General features: G+C 64.5%; 14 protein-coding genes. 4 read left to right on the top strand and 10 right to left on the bottom strand.

What is annotated here, in order from left to right; translation table 11 throughout:
- Position 1 precedes the first annotated feature (1 nt).
- From tssE to D0T21_RS00685, 5 genes are all read right to left on the bottom strand, one after another.
- On the bottom strand, positions 2-475 hold the full coding sequence (tssE, locus tag D0T21_RS00705) for a type VI secretion system baseplate subunit TssE (protein ID WP_116987959.1): 474 nt from the start codon (positions 473-475) through the stop codon (positions 2-4).
- Positions 476-574: 99 nt separating this feature from the next.
- Complete coding sequence (locus D0T21_RS00700; RefSeq protein ID WP_116987958.1) at positions 575-1,066, bottom strand: type VI secretion system tube protein Hcp; 492 nt, start codon at positions 1,064-1,066, stop codon at positions 575-577.
- A 31-nt stretch (positions 1,067-1,097) separates the two neighbouring features.
- Positions 1,098-2,585, bottom strand: coding sequence for a type VI secretion system contractile sheath large subunit (gene tssC, locus D0T21_RS00695; RefSeq protein ID WP_116987957.1), 1,488 nt, complete (start codon positions 2,583-2,585; stop codon positions 1,098-1,100).
- A 1-nt stretch (position 2,586) separates the two neighbouring features.
- The gene (gene tssB / locus D0T21_RS00690; protein ID WP_116987956.1) at positions 2,587-3,087 is read right to left on the bottom strand and encodes a type VI secretion system contractile sheath small subunit; all 501 of its coding nucleotides are present in this window, start codon (positions 3,085-3,087) and stop codon (positions 2,587-2,589) included.
- 37 nt (positions 3,088-3,124) lie between these two features.
- A complete protein-coding gene (locus D0T21_RS00685) occupies positions 3,125-3,730 on the bottom strand; it encodes a hypothetical protein (RefSeq protein WP_116987955.1) in 606 nt (201 codons plus the stop codon).
- 166 nt (positions 3,731-3,896) lie between these two features.
- Between D0T21_RS00685 and tssJ the strand changes: the two genes are divergently transcribed.
- From tssJ to D0T21_RS00670, 3 genes are read left to right on the top strand one after another with little or no spacing between them, the layout of a single operon-like run.
- Positions 3,897-4,472, top strand: coding sequence for a type VI secretion system lipoprotein TssJ (tssJ, locus tag D0T21_RS00680; protein WP_116987954.1), 576 nt, complete (start codon positions 3,897-3,899; stop codon positions 4,470-4,472).
- 13 nt (positions 4,473-4,485) lie between these two features.
- Entirely contained in the window at positions 4,486-5,829 is a 1,344-nt protein-coding gene (tssK, locus tag D0T21_RS00675; RefSeq protein ID WP_116987953.1) for a type VI secretion system baseplate subunit TssK, read from the top strand.
- Positions 5,826-6,608, top strand: coding sequence for a DotU family type IV/VI secretion system protein (locus D0T21_RS00670; RefSeq protein ID WP_116987952.1), 783 nt, complete (start codon positions 5,826-5,828; stop codon positions 6,606-6,608). Before tssK ends, D0T21_RS00670 begins: the two co-directional genes overlap by 4 nt.
- 3 nt (positions 6,609-6,611) lie before the next feature.
- Here the strand turns inward: D0T21_RS00670 and D0T21_RS00665 are convergent, their stop codons facing one another.
- From D0T21_RS00665 to D0T21_RS00650, 4 genes are all read right to left on the bottom strand, one after another.
- Positions 6,612-7,400, bottom strand: a complete 789-nt coding sequence (locus D0T21_RS00665) for an OmpA family protein (protein WP_116987951.1) — start codon at positions 7,398-7,400, stop codon at positions 6,612-6,614.
- A 14-nt stretch (positions 7,401-7,414) separates the two neighbouring features.
- Complete coding sequence (tagF, locus tag D0T21_RS00660; protein WP_116987950.1) at positions 7,415-8,383, bottom strand: type VI secretion system-associated protein TagF; 969 nt, start codon at positions 8,381-8,383, stop codon at positions 7,415-7,417.
- On the bottom strand, positions 8,380-12,072 hold the full coding sequence (gene tssM / locus D0T21_RS00655; RefSeq protein WP_229211403.1) for a type VI secretion system membrane subunit TssM: 3,693 nt from the start codon (positions 12,070-12,072) through the stop codon (positions 8,380-8,382). Before tssM ends, tagF begins: the two co-directional genes overlap by 4 nt.
- Positions 12,073-12,186: 114 nt before the next feature.
- Positions 12,187-13,026 (bottom strand): M15 family metallopeptidase, encoded by an 840-nt coding sequence (locus D0T21_RS00650; protein ID WP_116987948.1) that lies wholly within the window; start codon positions 13,024-13,026, stop codon positions 12,187-12,189.
- Between the two features lie 118 nt (positions 13,027-13,144).
- Here D0T21_RS00650 and D0T21_RS00645 point away from each other — a divergent pair, with 118 nt between their 5' ends.
- The gene (locus tag D0T21_RS00645) at positions 13,145-13,921 is read left to right on the top strand and encodes a hypothetical protein (protein ID WP_229211279.1); all 777 of its coding nucleotides are present in this window, start codon (positions 13,145-13,147) and stop codon (positions 13,919-13,921) included.
- On the opposite strand, the gene D0T21_RS00640 is transcribed toward D0T21_RS00645, so the two are convergent.
- Complete coding sequence (locus tag D0T21_RS00640; protein WP_116987946.1) at positions 13,922-14,371, bottom strand: Hsp20/alpha crystallin family protein; 450 nt, start codon at positions 14,369-14,371, stop codon at positions 13,922-13,924.
- Positions 14,372-14,377: the final 6 nt, after the last annotated feature.

Here is a 14,377-nt window from a genome sequence, read left to right as displayed (position 1 = left end):
CTCACGCTCCGCGGGTGCTGCGATTGATTGAATAGTGCAGCGATGAGGGTTGCAGGACGGCGTCGAAATTGACCGCCTCGCGCATCGGCAATCCAGCCAGCGTTGCGCTGATGGCGAAGCTGACGCGGTTGATCGAGCCGATCTCGCGCTCCAGGCGCGCCTGCACATTGCGCAGCCGGGATTCATGTCGTTCGATGGCGGCCTTGAGGCAGGCGCAGATGCGGGCCCGGTCCTCGCTGCTGCTCAGGCACATGCCGGCAAAGTCGATCAGCCCGTAGTTGACGATGGAGCCGGCGCACTCGGGATAGGCATTCAGCAGCTCTTCCGATAGCGCGCAGCGGGTGTTGAGCAGGTCCTCGAGGTCGCGCGCCACGGCGTCCTTCCACTGCTCCAGCGACAGGCCCGCGCCGTTGCGGGCATGGCCGCCCTGAGGGTCCAGCAAACGGTCGAACAGGCCGGGAGTAAAGCCATTCATCGCATGCTTTCAAAAAAAGGCCAGGCCAGGCCGGCCTGGCCATAAAACGCGCACCACGACGGATCCGCACGATCCGCTGCGGGCGCAGGGGAACAAGGTTCAGACGATGCGGTTGCTGGCCAGGTCCCAGCCGCCGGAGGTATTGCCGCCGGCGCCACCGCTAATTTTCTGTTGCGTGTATTTCCACTTGACCTTCGAGAATTTCAGCGCCACGTCTTCGGTCAGGATGTCGCCTTCCTCAACGGACGGCGAGACGGCGCCGATCAGCACATTTTCGATTTCGATCTCGAAGTACTTCACGCGTTCGCCCTGGGCGTCGGCGCGCATGAACTCGAACTTGGCCTTGGGGATGGTGCGGCCCGCCGAGCAGGTTTGCAGCAAGATCGGCGAGGACAAGTCGGCCAGCTTGGACAGCACGATGTCGCGATGCTCGCAGCGCTCCGCCGTGTGGCCGCCGCCGGTGGAAGCGGTAGCCGATTTCGGCTGCTCCACGCCGAAGCTGACCGATTTGCATTCGATCCAGTCCTTGTGCCGGTCGTCGTTGGATTCGCCCTTGATACCATCAATGTACAGATAGACGTCGATTGCCATTGCATGCTCCTGTCTCAGGTTATAGTGAACATCAGTTGTTGGTCGACTGCGGCAGCTCCGCGACCAGACGGAGGGAAACGGACAGTTCGTCCAGCTGGAAATGCGGCCGCAGGAAGGACACGGCGCGGTACACGCCCGGCCGCCCCGCCACCTCGTGCACCTGCACCGACGCTTCGCGCAGCGGGAACTGGGCCTTCTGCTCCTGGCTGGCGTTATCGTCCAGCAGGACGTATTTCATCAGCCAGCGGTTGAGGAAGTCCTCGACGTTGGAGGCTGCGGCGAAGCTGCCGATCTTGTCGCGCATCATGGCCTTCATGTAGTGCGCGATGCGCGAGACGGCGAAGATGTATTGCAGCTGGGACGACAGCACGGCATTGGCGTTGGCCGCTTCGGAGTTGTACTTCTTGGCCTTCTGCGCCGACTGCGCGCCGAAGAAGGCTGCATAGGCCGTGTTCTTGCAGTGGACCAGCGAGATGAAACCGAGGTCGCTCAGTTCCTTTTCACGGCGGTCCGTGATGGCGACTTCGGTCGGGCATTTGAGCGCGACTTCACCCTCGTCGGTTTTGAAGGTGTGGGTGGGCAGGTCGTCCACCAGGCCGCCGCCTTCGACGCCGCGGATCGCCGCGCACCAGCCGAAATCGTCGAAGGCCTTGGTCAGCTTCGCGCCAAAGGCGTAGGCGGCGTTACACCACAAGTACTTCTGATGGTCGGTGCCGTCCACCTCCTCGACGAAGTTGAAGCCCTCGACCGTGGTACCGTCGACCGGGTTGAATGGCAGGCGGCCCAGGAAGCGCGGCAACGCCAGGCCGACATAGCGCGAGTCTTCCGATTCGCGGAAGGCCTTCCACTTGGCGTATTCCACGGTGTCGAACACCTTGGACAGATCGCGCGGCTTGGCCAGGTCGCCGTAACTCTCCAGGCCAAACAGCTCCGGCGCGGCCGAGGCGATGAAGGGCGCATGCGAGGCGGCGGCGACGTGCGACATCTGCTCGATGAAATACATGTCCTCGGGCTGGCGCGAGATCTCGAAGTCCCCCAGCAGCGCCGCATAGGGCGCACCGCCGAAGGTGCCGAATTCTTCTTCGTAGACCTTCTTGAACATCGAACTCTGGTCGAACTCCAGCGCCGACTGGAAGTCCTTCACCAGCTCGCGCTTGGTGGCGTTGAGCATGCGGATCTTCAGGCCCTGGCCAGTGGCGGAGTTCTTGACCAGGTAATGCAGGCCGGTCCAGCTTTGCTCCAGCTTCTGGAAAGCCGGTGCGTGCATGATGGCGCTCAGCTGGCTGGAAATCAGGCGGTCCAGTTCCGCCACGCGCGCATCCAGCGTGGCCGACAGATTATTAGACACGACCACCGTTCCATCCAGTACCTGGCTAACCAGTTCCGAGATGATGTCCTTGGCGCGCGCATGCTCCACATTGGACTTGGCCACTTTGCTCTGCTCGACGATCTGGTCCAGCAGGCTGGCGCCTTCCGCCGCCGGCGCGGCCTCCTGCATCGGGTTCATTTGTGCGGACATGTCAGCCTCCCTTGGCGGATTTCAAGCTAGCCAGCTTGTCGGTGTTGGTCAGGACGTCGCTCAGGATGTCTTCCAGCTTGTCGTTGCCGGCCAGTTTGTTGCGAAGGTCGGCCAGCTTGCTGCGCGCTTCCAGCAGCTTGTTGAGCGGCTCGACCTGCTGCACCACTGACTCCGGACGAAAATCCGACATCGCCTTGAAGCGCAGCTCCACGTTGAAGCTGGTGTCGTCGCCACTGAGCTGATTGGGTACCTGGAAGCGCGCCACAGGTTCAACGCCGCTCAGCACTTCGTCGAAATTCCCGCTATCGATGCTGACGAATTTTCGGTCCTTCAGGCGCTTTTTTTCCACGTCCGAATTGCCGCCGAAATCACCGACCACGCCGACCACAAATGGCAGCTCCTTGTTTTCCATCGCATCGCCGATCTCCACGTCATATGTCATCTGCACCCGTGGCGGACGCACCTTGGTCAGGCGCTTTTGTACACTGTCTCCGTTAGCCATACACACTCCATCGAAAAGGAAAACGCGGGCGACGGACTTACTTCAAGCCGCCGAAAGGGTCGCTACTGTTGGATTGGTTGCTCGCCTTGGGCTGCGGCGCCGCCGGCGCGACGGCAGTCTTCTTGCCGAAAGCTGCCGCAGGAACTGCCTTGCGTGAGTTGTTCGAAGTGGGCACCAACACGTCCTCCCCAAGGCTGCTACGCAGCAGCTTGGCCAGGTCCTGCGCTTCGGAGCGCAACGATCCGCTGAGATTGTTCTGCTGGCTCAGGTCCGCCAGCGCCTTGGTCGACAGGCGCAGGCCGCTGACGGCGACGATGCTGTTACCGAGTTTGTCGTTGGGATCGCGCTGCAAGGCCTCCAGCGCATTCATGATCGCTTCGCCATAGCTGGCGCGGTCGAATTTGATCTGCGCCATATGCAGCCAGGGCGTCTTGTCGGCCGGGTAGCTGGTCGCCGCGCCCTTCAGGATACTTTGGGCCTTGTCGCTCTGGCCGGACGCCAGGGCGGTATCCGCTTCGGCCAGCGCATGCTCCAGCGTCGACGCTTGCAGCTTGTCGCTGCGGACCGAGTCGCCGTCCGTCGCACAAGCCGACAGCAACAACAAGCTCGCCATGCAGGGCAACCACGTTCTTGGAGTGATCATCAAGTTCTCCTCTTGCGTATGCGGTCATGAAGGGTCCCATTATTCCCGAATGCTTGTGTCCACCATTGCGCTTACTCAATGACTGTTTCTTCTTGGCTTAGCTTGCGCAGCCTCAACTTTCAGCGGCGCGCCTTTCGCTCTAATGGCTGAACCGCTTGGAGAAAATATGAATGCCCAGAAAACTATCGTGATCGCAGGGTTGCTGGCGTTGCAGGGCTGCGCCGCAGGGTCCATCGCCAGCGCGGCGATGGAGATGGCCGGCATCCGCAAACCGCCCGAGCTGCCGGATGCGCAAAAGCCGCCGCGCAGCGTCGCGATCCGTTTGCATGCGAGCCAGAACCTCAATGCCGGCGCGGGTTCCCAGCCGTTGGCGCTGGCGGCGCGGATCTATAAATTGCGGCAAACGGCAGCGTTTCAGCAGATGCCGCTCAACGGTTTCCTCAGCGCTCAAGGAGAACGCGAATTGCTCGGCAACGATCTGCTGGAGGTCAAGGAGGTGATGCTGATCCCCGGCCAGCGTTATGAGATCGTCGAGAAGGTCACGCGCGAGGCCTACTTCATCGGCGTGGTTGCGCTGTTCCGTTCACCCGCCGAACAACGCTGGCGGCTGGCTTTCGCCGCCGGCGACGCGGAAAAATCCGGCATCACTGTCGGCCTGCATGCCTGTGCGATGAGCGTGGGCGACGGTGCGGCAGCTTCCAGCGAGGCCGGCAAGCCGTTGGCCTCTGTCCGTTGTCAATAAGATTGGAGACAGCATGAGTATTCCGTCCAAAGTTCTTTGGGGTGAGGGCTTGTTCCTGCGGCCGCAGCACTTCCAGCAGCAGGACCAGTATCACGAAGCCCGATTGCAGCAGACCGCCCATGCGCTGCATCCCTATCTGTGGGGCGTGCGCAAAATCGAGTGGGACCTGGATGCGCTGAAGACCGAGCGCCTGCGCTTGCAGTCGCTGTCGGCGATTTTCCACGACGGCGAAATCGTCGATGCGCCGGCCAGCGATCCCCTGCCCGTGGCCATCGATCTGTCCATGCTGCCGACGACCTTGCAGGAGCTGACCTTCTACATCGCACTGCCCACACTGTCGCCCGGCGGCGGCAACGCCGCGACCGAGGAGCAGCAAAACGGCGCGCGCTACCGCCAGACCACGCGCGAAACGGCGGACCTGTACACACAGGCTGTCGGCACGGACGTCAGCTATCTGAAAAAATCCGCGCGGCTGGTGTCGGACCAGGAACCACTGGGCGCCTTCGACTGCATTCCGGCGATCCGCCTGCGGCGCGTGGTCACCGGCGGCTTCGAGCCGGACCCACAGTTCATTCCACCGGCGGTGTCGATCGCCAGCGCACCGGGTCTGAAGGCGCTGCTGGACCGGTTGATGGACGCCTTGCAGGCCAAGGTGCAATCGCTGCAAGGCCACATGCGCGAGCCTAGCCGCAACGTGATCGAGTTCCGCTCGGGCGACGTTTCATCCTTCTGGCTGCTGCACACGGTCAGCACCTCCGCTGCGGCGCTGATGCACTACGTCCGCAATCCCGACCTGCATCCCGAGCGGCTGTTCGAAGCGCTGCTCGCACTGGCCGGCGCCATGATGACCTACTCCAAACAGTACTCGTTGACGCACCTGCCCAGCTATCGGCACGACGACCTGGCGCAGTGCTTCTCCGGCCTCGATCACATCATCCGCGATTTGCTGGACACGGTCATCTCGACCAAATACTTCTCGATCGCGCTGACGGAGGACAAACCCAGCTACCACCTGGGCAAGCTCGATTCCGGCAAGATCGACCAGCGCACCACGCTGTACCTGGCCGTCAGCGCGTCGCTGTCGGCACTGGAGCTGGTGGAAATCGTCCCACTGCGCGTCAAGGTCGGTGCGCCGGACGACGTGGAGAAATGCGTGCTGTCCGCCATGCCCGGCGTGAAAATCACCCATGCGCCACAAGTCCCCGCAGCGATTCCGGTGCAGCCGGACACCCACTACTTCGCTTTGGAGGGCAAAGGCATGCTGTATGAGCAGATGTTGAAGGCGCAGTCGATTTCGATCTACGTCCCGGCAGGCATACGCGACCTGCGCCTCGGCCTGATCGCGGTGACAGCATGACGCCCCCGGTCGAACGCCGCGCCATTCCGACGCTGATGGGCGGCCAGCGCCGCCAGCAGCAGCCTGGCTATGGCCATGTACATACGCTGGTGGACTTGCTACAGGAAGGCTTCTACCTGCTGTTCATGCTGAAGAACGGCAGCGTGCCGCCGGGAGAGGCGCACTTCCTCGACACCGTCACCGCCTACCTGGCGGAATTCGACCGCGAAGCACGCAAGCTGCGCGCCCAGGGCGAGGACATCGACGCCGCCAAGTACGCCTTCTGCGCGGCGCTGGACGAGATCATTCTGTCGTCGTCCTTCCCGATCCGCGTCGCCTGGGAGCGGCGCCCGCTGCAACTGGTGATCTTTGGCGACCAGCTGGCCGGCGAACACTTCTTCGACCGTCTCGAAGCCTTGCGCAGCGGCGGCGGTGCGCGCCTGCCTGCGCTCCAGGTGTTCCATATGTGCCTGCTGATCGGCTTTCGCGGCAAGTACGCGCTGGATTCCGGCGACAAACTGGCCTACATGACGGCGCGGGTCGGCGACGAGATCGCCCACATTCAGGGCAAGAGCAAGGGCTTCGCGCCGCAGGCCGAACGGCCGGACCAAATCGTCCACAAGCTGCGCAGCAATACGCCGCTGTGGGCCATGTCCGCAGTGTTCGCGCTGATCGGATTGAGCGCCTACATCGGGCTGTCGTCGTCGCTGTCGCATTCGACGCAGAACACGCTGGCCGGCTACAGCGACCTGGTGAAACTGGCGCCTCGCCCGGCCTACGTGACGATCACCCTGCCTTGAACTTCACTGAGCAACGCGGAACTCGATGCGCCGATTGCGCGCGCGTCCTTCCGCGTTGCTGTTCTCGGCCACAGGGCGGTCCGGCCCCTGCCCCGACACCATGACCATCTCCGCCGGAATCCCCTTGTCGGCGAGGTAGGTGCGCACGGCTTCGGCGCGCGCCTGGCTGAGCGCGAGGTTACTCTCCCGCAGGCCGATGTTGTCGGTGTGGCCGATCACCTCCACCTTCTTGCCCTTGACCTTTTGCAGCGCGGCCGCCATCTCGTCCAGGATGCCCTTGCCGGACGCGGTCAGCGTCGCCTTGCCGCTCTCGAATTCGATGATGCGCTTGGCCAGCGTTTCATCCAGCAGGTTCTGCTCCGCCGCGCTGACGCGCAAGCCGTTGTTGACCGTGTAGCTGGGATTAAGGCTGGTGGCGATGTCGCTGGCGATCTGCTGGCGCTGCGCCTCGTTGGCCACCTCGCCGCGCACGGTGACGTTGGTGCCGTCGATTTTCAACTCGCCCTTGCTGATCAGCTTCAGGTTCGGCTGGATCAGCTTCTGCACGTAGCCGTTCCAATTGGGCGGCAGCGACACCGGCGAGATCGCGATCTGGTCGACCACCCGATCAGCGCCGTACAGATCGCGCAGGTGCTGGAGCATGGCGGCCTTGCTCGCCTCGTCGGGCACGGCGCCGCTGACCAGTATCTGCCCCGGCTTGGGCGTGGCAGGCTGCGGCGCCTGCGCGACGCAATAGAATGAGGTGGACAGCAAAGCCGGCATCACCGCCGGCCAGAGGATCCGCTGGCGCATCGCATGGCTCCTTATCAGGCAAAGGTTTCGTGGAACAGCGCGTGGGCCGAGCGCAGCGACAACTGGCCCTGGTCCAGATAGGCCGACAGCTTCTGCACATTGGCATCGCCGGCGATGAGTTCATCGACCCAGCCCGCGTACTCGAAGGTGATCTGCTGCTCGGCCGCATACAGCGGATCGATCACCGCCTGCAGCGTCTCCGGCGCGGCGCCGCCGAAGCCGACCACCAGCACCGACTGCTCGCGCTGCTCGCCGAAGAACAGGCTCAATTCGAAGTCGGCCTGCTGCAGGAATGGCGCGATCAGATCGAGCCAGAACGCCGCCACCAGGTAGCGCTGGCGCGGGGCCGGCGGCAAGGGCAGCACCAGGCTTTTATCAAGACGCGCAGCGCCGCAGCGGCGCACCGGCTGCAACAGCAGGCCGATCGCCAATATCATCCGCCGCACCGACGCCTTACCCAGCATCGCCTCCAGGCCGGCGACGCTGTGGCGGTCGAGGAAGTCGGTGAACAGCTGCTGATGGTCGGCGGCGGCGGGATCGATATCGACAGTGGTGGCGGCCATCACCTGCAAGCTCGCTTCCGGCTCCGCCGCGTCGAACACGTCGTCGGCCAACGGCTCCAGCAGCTCCCACAACGGCGCCAGCACCAGCGGGCTGCGCGCGACGAAGCTGCGCGGGTCGTCGATCTCGATGGCGCTCATGCTGAGGAAGGGATAGCGTCGCTGCGACAGGTCGCTGCTGGCCCGCAGATGTCCGGCGATGGCGCGCCTGCTGCGCGTGCCAACAAAGGCGAAATCCAGCGGCTGCATGGCGTCGTAGTTGAGCTTCCAGCGGGGATCGACGCTGAGCAGATTCATGACCTCGGCCAGCCAGCCATCCAGCAGATTGGCCAGCGCCAGGCTGTCGGCGGCCTTGATAAAGTCGGCGCGCGCAGGCAGTTTGCCGAAGTAGCCGATGCGCGCGGCTTGCGCCGGCCGCTTCATGGCGCGGCTCCGACTATCGTTTCCGGCAGCTTCATGCCGCGGAAGCCCTGGTCCTGTGGCGCCGCGCCGCTGCTGTCAGGGCTGCTGATGATTTTCAGTCCCATCGCCACCGTGATCGCGCCGCTGGTCCAGCGCAGTTCGAACACGCCGCCGTCGCGCTTCTGCTTGGCCGCCGCGTCGATCAAGCGCTTCAGGCCGAACTGGCCAGGCTCGTTGAACACCTCCACGCTGCGGCCATCGAAGGCCACCGCCGTGATGCGCGCGCCGGGCACTCCCTGCGGACTGGGATGAACCATGTTGGCCCACTGCGCCGGCGTGTTACGGTAACGCAGTTGCTGGCCGTCGATATCGACCGTGTATTCCAGCGTGCCGGGCGCCGGCATCGGCTGGATCTGGAAGATGGTCTGCGCGGCGGCCGACGACGAAGCGACGCCGCCCGCGCCTATCGGTGCGATCCAGCCGGGGAAGCGCGCCACGGTTTGCGGCGACAGCGTGATGCCCATGTCGGCCCAGGTGCGCGGCGCCAGCACGTCGCCGCGCCGCAGCACCAGCGGCCCCATGGCGCCGGTGGCGAACTTGGCGATCAAGCCGTCCGGCCCGAAGAACTGGGCGATTTCGGCGCTGCCGGCTTCGATGCGGGCGTTCGGCGAGAACGGATACTTGTTGGCCAGCGATTGCTGGAACGGTTCGTAGACCTGCGCCACCCAGGTCCTGTTGATCTCCGCCTCGGCAGGGCCGACCAGCACGGCGAAGGTCTGCATCAACGGTCGCACCAGGATGGGACGGATGGACTGCTTCTGCGAGTCGCTCATCCCGGTCAGCATCTGCTCGTCGACGTAGCGCAGCGCGTCGGCCAGTTCGGAGCCGCTGCCCTCCAAGGTCTGCTGCATGAACTGGCGCGCGCCGGGGCCGGGATCGCCCTGGTTCTTCAGCTGGTTCAGGCGGCTGCGCAGTTTGGAGAGCGCCTCCATGTAGGAGCGCATCAGCGACGCATCCTTGTCCTTGGCCGCCACCAGCTTGCCGACGCCGGCGAACTCGCGGCCGATAGGTCCCATCGGCTTGTCGCTGCGGGTTTGCTCCAGCTGCACGTTGACGTTCACTTGCGAACGCCCGCGCCGCAGCACGCTGTTCTTGACCCAGTTGACGAAACCGGTCTGCGCTTCCTTCAACTCGGCGCTCATGATGGCCGGATTGTCCCAGGACGTTTGCTGATGGATGGTGGTCAGCAGCTTGGCGATCGGCGAGGACTGCGGATCGCCAAGGCGGTTCATCGCGGTGACCGCCGCATCGAAGCCATTCAGGTTGGCGATGGTGACACCCTGGACGAACTTCTGCCATTCGCGCGCGTAGTCGGCCTTGTACAAATCGGTCAGCCCCTTCTGGATTTGTTCGGGACTGCCTTCCAGTGTCAGGTCGTCGCGGGCGGCGGTTTTCAGGACCCAGTCCACGCTTTGCAGTTCGTGCGTGGCGGCTTCGCGGAAGGCATCCTGCACATATTTTTCCCATGCCTCGCGGGTGTAGGCGCCGGCGATGGCATAGCTTCCCGTGACCAGCGCCTGATCCTGCTCGCCCACCATGCGCGCCACCGTCATCGCCGGGAAGCGCGTGTTGGCGCGGGCGCGGACGTCGGCGTAGACACGCTCCCTGGCCGGCATGCCGCGCACCACGCGACGCAGGTTCTCGCGCGCCTGGTCGACCAGCGCCAGCTTCTGCTCGATGCGCGGCCAGGATGGATCGGCGATCTGCGCCAAGTAGAAAGACATCAGCCGTTCGGCACTGTGTATCATCTGCTCGCGCGGCATGGCGCCACGGTTGTTTTCCAGCCAGCCGCGCCAGTAGCGGGTCAACTGGTCGTTCAGGTGACCGGGTTCGGCGCGCGCGGTATCGGCCAGCATCAGATAGCTCTTCAAGGCGTTGTAGGCATCTTCGACGTTGACGGCGGAGGCTTCCTGGAACTGGCGTCCCGGCGCGGCGGCCGGTGTGGCCGGCGCAGCTGCGCCAGGCGCCTGCAACTGGTCGGCATGGGCGTTCATCTCCGACAGCAGCGTCTCCAGGTTGGCGACGACCGGCTTGAGCATCACCTCGCGCACGCCGGCGAAGTATTCCTCGCGCAGCTTACGCTCCAGCAGCTCGCCCTGATACAGGCCCATACGCAGCGACCATGGCCGGTCTTCACGGTACTTGTCCAGCTGCTCGATGCGATCCTGCAGAATCTCCAGCGCCTCCAGCCGCGATTGCAGATCCAACCGATTGGCTTGCAGCTTGATCACCTTGTCCAGGTCCGCCTGGACATTGCTGACCAGCTGCCGGTTGCCCAGATACGACCAGCTCCAGCCGCCCAGCGACACGCCCAGCAAAACCGCCGCCGCGAAGAACGCCGCGTAAGTCAGCTTGACCTTATGCTTGCTGGCGTACTGCGACACCAGGTCCTTGTCGGCGAAGATCACGTTGCGGAATAAGTTCAGCAGGAAGAAGCCCGACTGCCCGCTGGCGGCGACCGGCGGCGCGTCCGGCAGCGACAGCTCGAAGCGCCTGGCCAGCCGCTGCGACTGTTCGCTGACCGCCACGCCCTCCTGCAAGGCGCTGGTGAAGTAATAGCCGCGAAACACGGGCTTGAACTGGAACGGGTTTTCCTCGAACAGGGTGACGAGGAAGCTGCGCAGCGGCGCGCGTATCGTCGCGAACTCCAGCGGAAAGGTGAACACGCCGGGCTCCATGCGGTCGCGCCGCTGCTGACTCATATTGGCCAGGCTGAGTTCCTTCAGGCCGGCGCACAGCTCATCGAAGCTGTGGTCGAAGAAAGTCATCATCTGCTGGCTGCCGCTGTTGCGCTTGTAGGGCATGGTCGCGCCCCACACGCCTTCGCGCTCGCCGCGTTCGGCGCGCGCGAAGAACTCGCCGAAGCCGGCGATCAGGTCGGCTTTGGTGAACACCACGTACACCGGCGCGAACACCTCCAGCCGCTCGATCAGATCCTGCACCCGCTTGCGCAGGCTGCGCGCCAGCTTGATGCCGACCTCGGGATCGTCGCCGCGCAACTCGGCGATGCTGACCGCGATCAGGATGCCGTTGATGGGCGCGCGGCGACGGTACTTCTTCAGCAGGTCCAGGAAGCCGAACCATTCGGCGCGATGCTCGTCCTGCACCGAGTAGCGGCCCGCCGTGTCGAGCAGGATGCCGTCGGTGGTGAAGAACCAGTCGCAGTTGCGCGTGCCGCCCACGCCCTGCACGATCTTGCCGTCGGCGAAGGGGAACTGCAAGCCGGAGTTGGTGATGGCCGTGCTCTTGCCGGCCGCCGGATTGCCGATGATCATGTACCACGGCAGCTCGTACAAGGCGCGCGTGCCGGACACGATGCCCATCTTCGATCCACGGATGGTGTCGATCGCCTTCAGCATGTCGTCGCGGATAAGCTTGACCTCGGCGCCGGACTGGTCCTGCGGCGGCGCCTCGGCAGCGGCCTGGGCGCCGATGGCCGCGCCCAGCTGTTCGGATTCGCGACGGGCGCGCCGGCGCCGCCACAGCCAGACCGCGCCGGCCAGCAGCAGCATCAGCGCGGTGGCCGCCAGCGCCCAGATCAGGGCCAGCTCCAGCACTTGCGCGCCGAGGTAGAACAGGGCCGCCATCGCAGTCAGGCCGATGATGGTCAGGTGGCGGGTATCGGTAAGGAAGTACCAGATTCTTCGCATCATGGGTCTAGGCCGGCTTGAACGACGGCGCCTGAGCAGCAAGCGGACCAATAAATGTTGCCACCAATAATGCTGGGATTTCTTGAGACTGCGCAACTATCACCGCATGCCGGGCTATTTCCGCACGGTGCCCGCCACCCGCAACTCCGTGTGGCCGAAGTCCATCATGGTCCAGCGCCCGCCCCAGCGCAGGCCGACCGCCTCGGCCGCCTCGCCGTACAGGCGGTAGCCGCGCATCGCCCACGGATCTTTTTCGGAGATCAGCAATTTGCCATCGCGCAGGAAGGCGCAGTCGGCCGCCAGGCCGAACTGGTGATAACTCTGGAAGGCCTTGGCGTTGGTCACGCTGGGACCTGCGGCGGCCAGCGCGTTCTGCCGCTCCGGGGTGCGGTAGCCCTCCAGGATCGCCATGTCGTAGCCGTGGTTCTCTTTCATGATCCTGAACACCAGCAACAGGCGCTGGGCGAAGTCGGGATCGAGCTGCCGCCAGTTGCGGTTGGCGCCGTCGAGTAGCGGCCGCACCAGCGCCACCTCCGCCGTCGTGAAGGCCAGCGGCGGCAACGGCGCAGGCGCCGCCAACTGCTCGCCCTTCAGCAGATCCGCGACCTGGTCGTTGATGGCGTGGCTGTCGCTGTCGTAGCCGCCCAGCATGCTGCGGCCGCTGAGCACCAGCGCCAGCATCGGCGGCACGGTCAGCAGCACCGTGGCCGACAGCACTAATAGATAGCGGCGCTGTAAAAATTTCAACGCGCGCAGCACACCGCCGCCGGCGCTGCGTCCCGCCTGCGCCGCCTGCTGCGTGCCCTGCCGGTAGCCGCCGCGCAGTCCCTGTTCGATGCGCCGGCCGATCGCCGACATCGACTGCGCCACCACGTCGCGCCCCGCAGGAAACAGCGCCAGCCATGCGCCCACGCAAGCGAAGATGAAAAACAGCAAGACTGAAAAGAGAAACATGGTGCGCTCCGTCAAAGCAAGGTCGCGCCGCAGATCGGACACTGAGGTGCGAGAACGTTTCATCGTAGGCGCTCCAGCAAGCGGCGTGAAAGACCAGATCAAATTCGGAGGAAATACCGTGGATACTTCGAAGCAAAAACCCGACCTGATGAGTTCCAACCGCGCAGCGGCGGATGGCGGCAAGCGCATCCTGGCGCATCTGGAACACGGCCCGAAGACAGCGGCCAAGCCGTCACGCACCGGCGGCTGGACCGTCGACGGCTGGACCGTCGGCCTGGGCCTGCTGGTGGTGACTATTTGCACGGTCGCCTGGTTGGTGCACGATGACACACTCACCCCTGGCTCATTCGCGCGCAGTCGCAGCAGCGTACGCACGCATTTCGAGCGGCGGCCAATTGAAGCGGTGGAGCCGCAAGCTGCTGCGGCAAACCCACCGGCCGACCAGGCGGCGGCTATTGTGAATGAGTCGATAGCCCGGCCATCACCAACACCGGTGCCTGCGTCTCACCCGCAATCCGCAGCAGCGCCGGCCACGCACACGCTGGCAAGGTCCGACGCGCCACGCGCGGCCGGCACAACACACAGGCAGGCAAGCACCGCCGCTGCGCCCGCTGCACACCTGCCGGTGGCGCGTCCCGCCGTCGCGGCATCGGCAGCGGCTGCCGGCGATACCGATGTCGCCCTGCTCACCGCTTTGGTCGCGCACTCGAACAAGCCGACTGCCGTACTGCCGGAGCGCAATCGCGACGTGGTCGAGCGCCAGGAAGGCGACAGCACGGCGCAACTGCTGGCGCGATGCAAGCAGCTAGGACTGATCGAAGGCATGCTGTGCCGCTCGCGCATCTGCTCCGGCCGCTGGGATGCCGACCCGGCCTGCAACGCCCCCTCGCGCTGATTACTGGATGGACAGCTGCTTGCCGCCGGTGCCGACTTTTTTCGGCAGGGTCAGGTGCAACACGCCGTTTTCGTAGCGGGCCTCGGCCTGCTCGTCATCCACGTCCTGCGGCAGCGTGAAGCTGCGCTGAATCTGTCCGTAGTAGCGCTCGCTGCGCAGGGCGCCGGTCTTGTTGGCGCCGGCCTGCTGTTCATCCTTGATCTCGGCGCTCAGCGACACCTGGTTGCCGTTGACGGCCACCTTGATGTCCTCTTTCTGCACGCCCGGGATTTCGGCTTTGACCAGATACTCCTTGTCGGTCTCGCTCACATCCATGCGCATGCGCGGCGCCACGTCGGCGCCGCGCCACGCTGCCGGCGCAAAGTCGCGGAACATTTCATCCATGTCGCGGAAGGGATCGAAACGGGCAAGGTCGCGGAAAGGGTCAAGACGCATCAAACTGTTAGCCATGGCAGC

It is taken from the genome of Duganella sp. BJB476 (assembly GCF_003416895.1).
Classification (GTDB): domain Bacteria; phylum Pseudomonadota; class Gammaproteobacteria; order Burkholderiales; family Burkholderiaceae_D; genus Rugamonas.
This window is presented reverse-complemented; position numbering and strand designations above follow the sequence as displayed.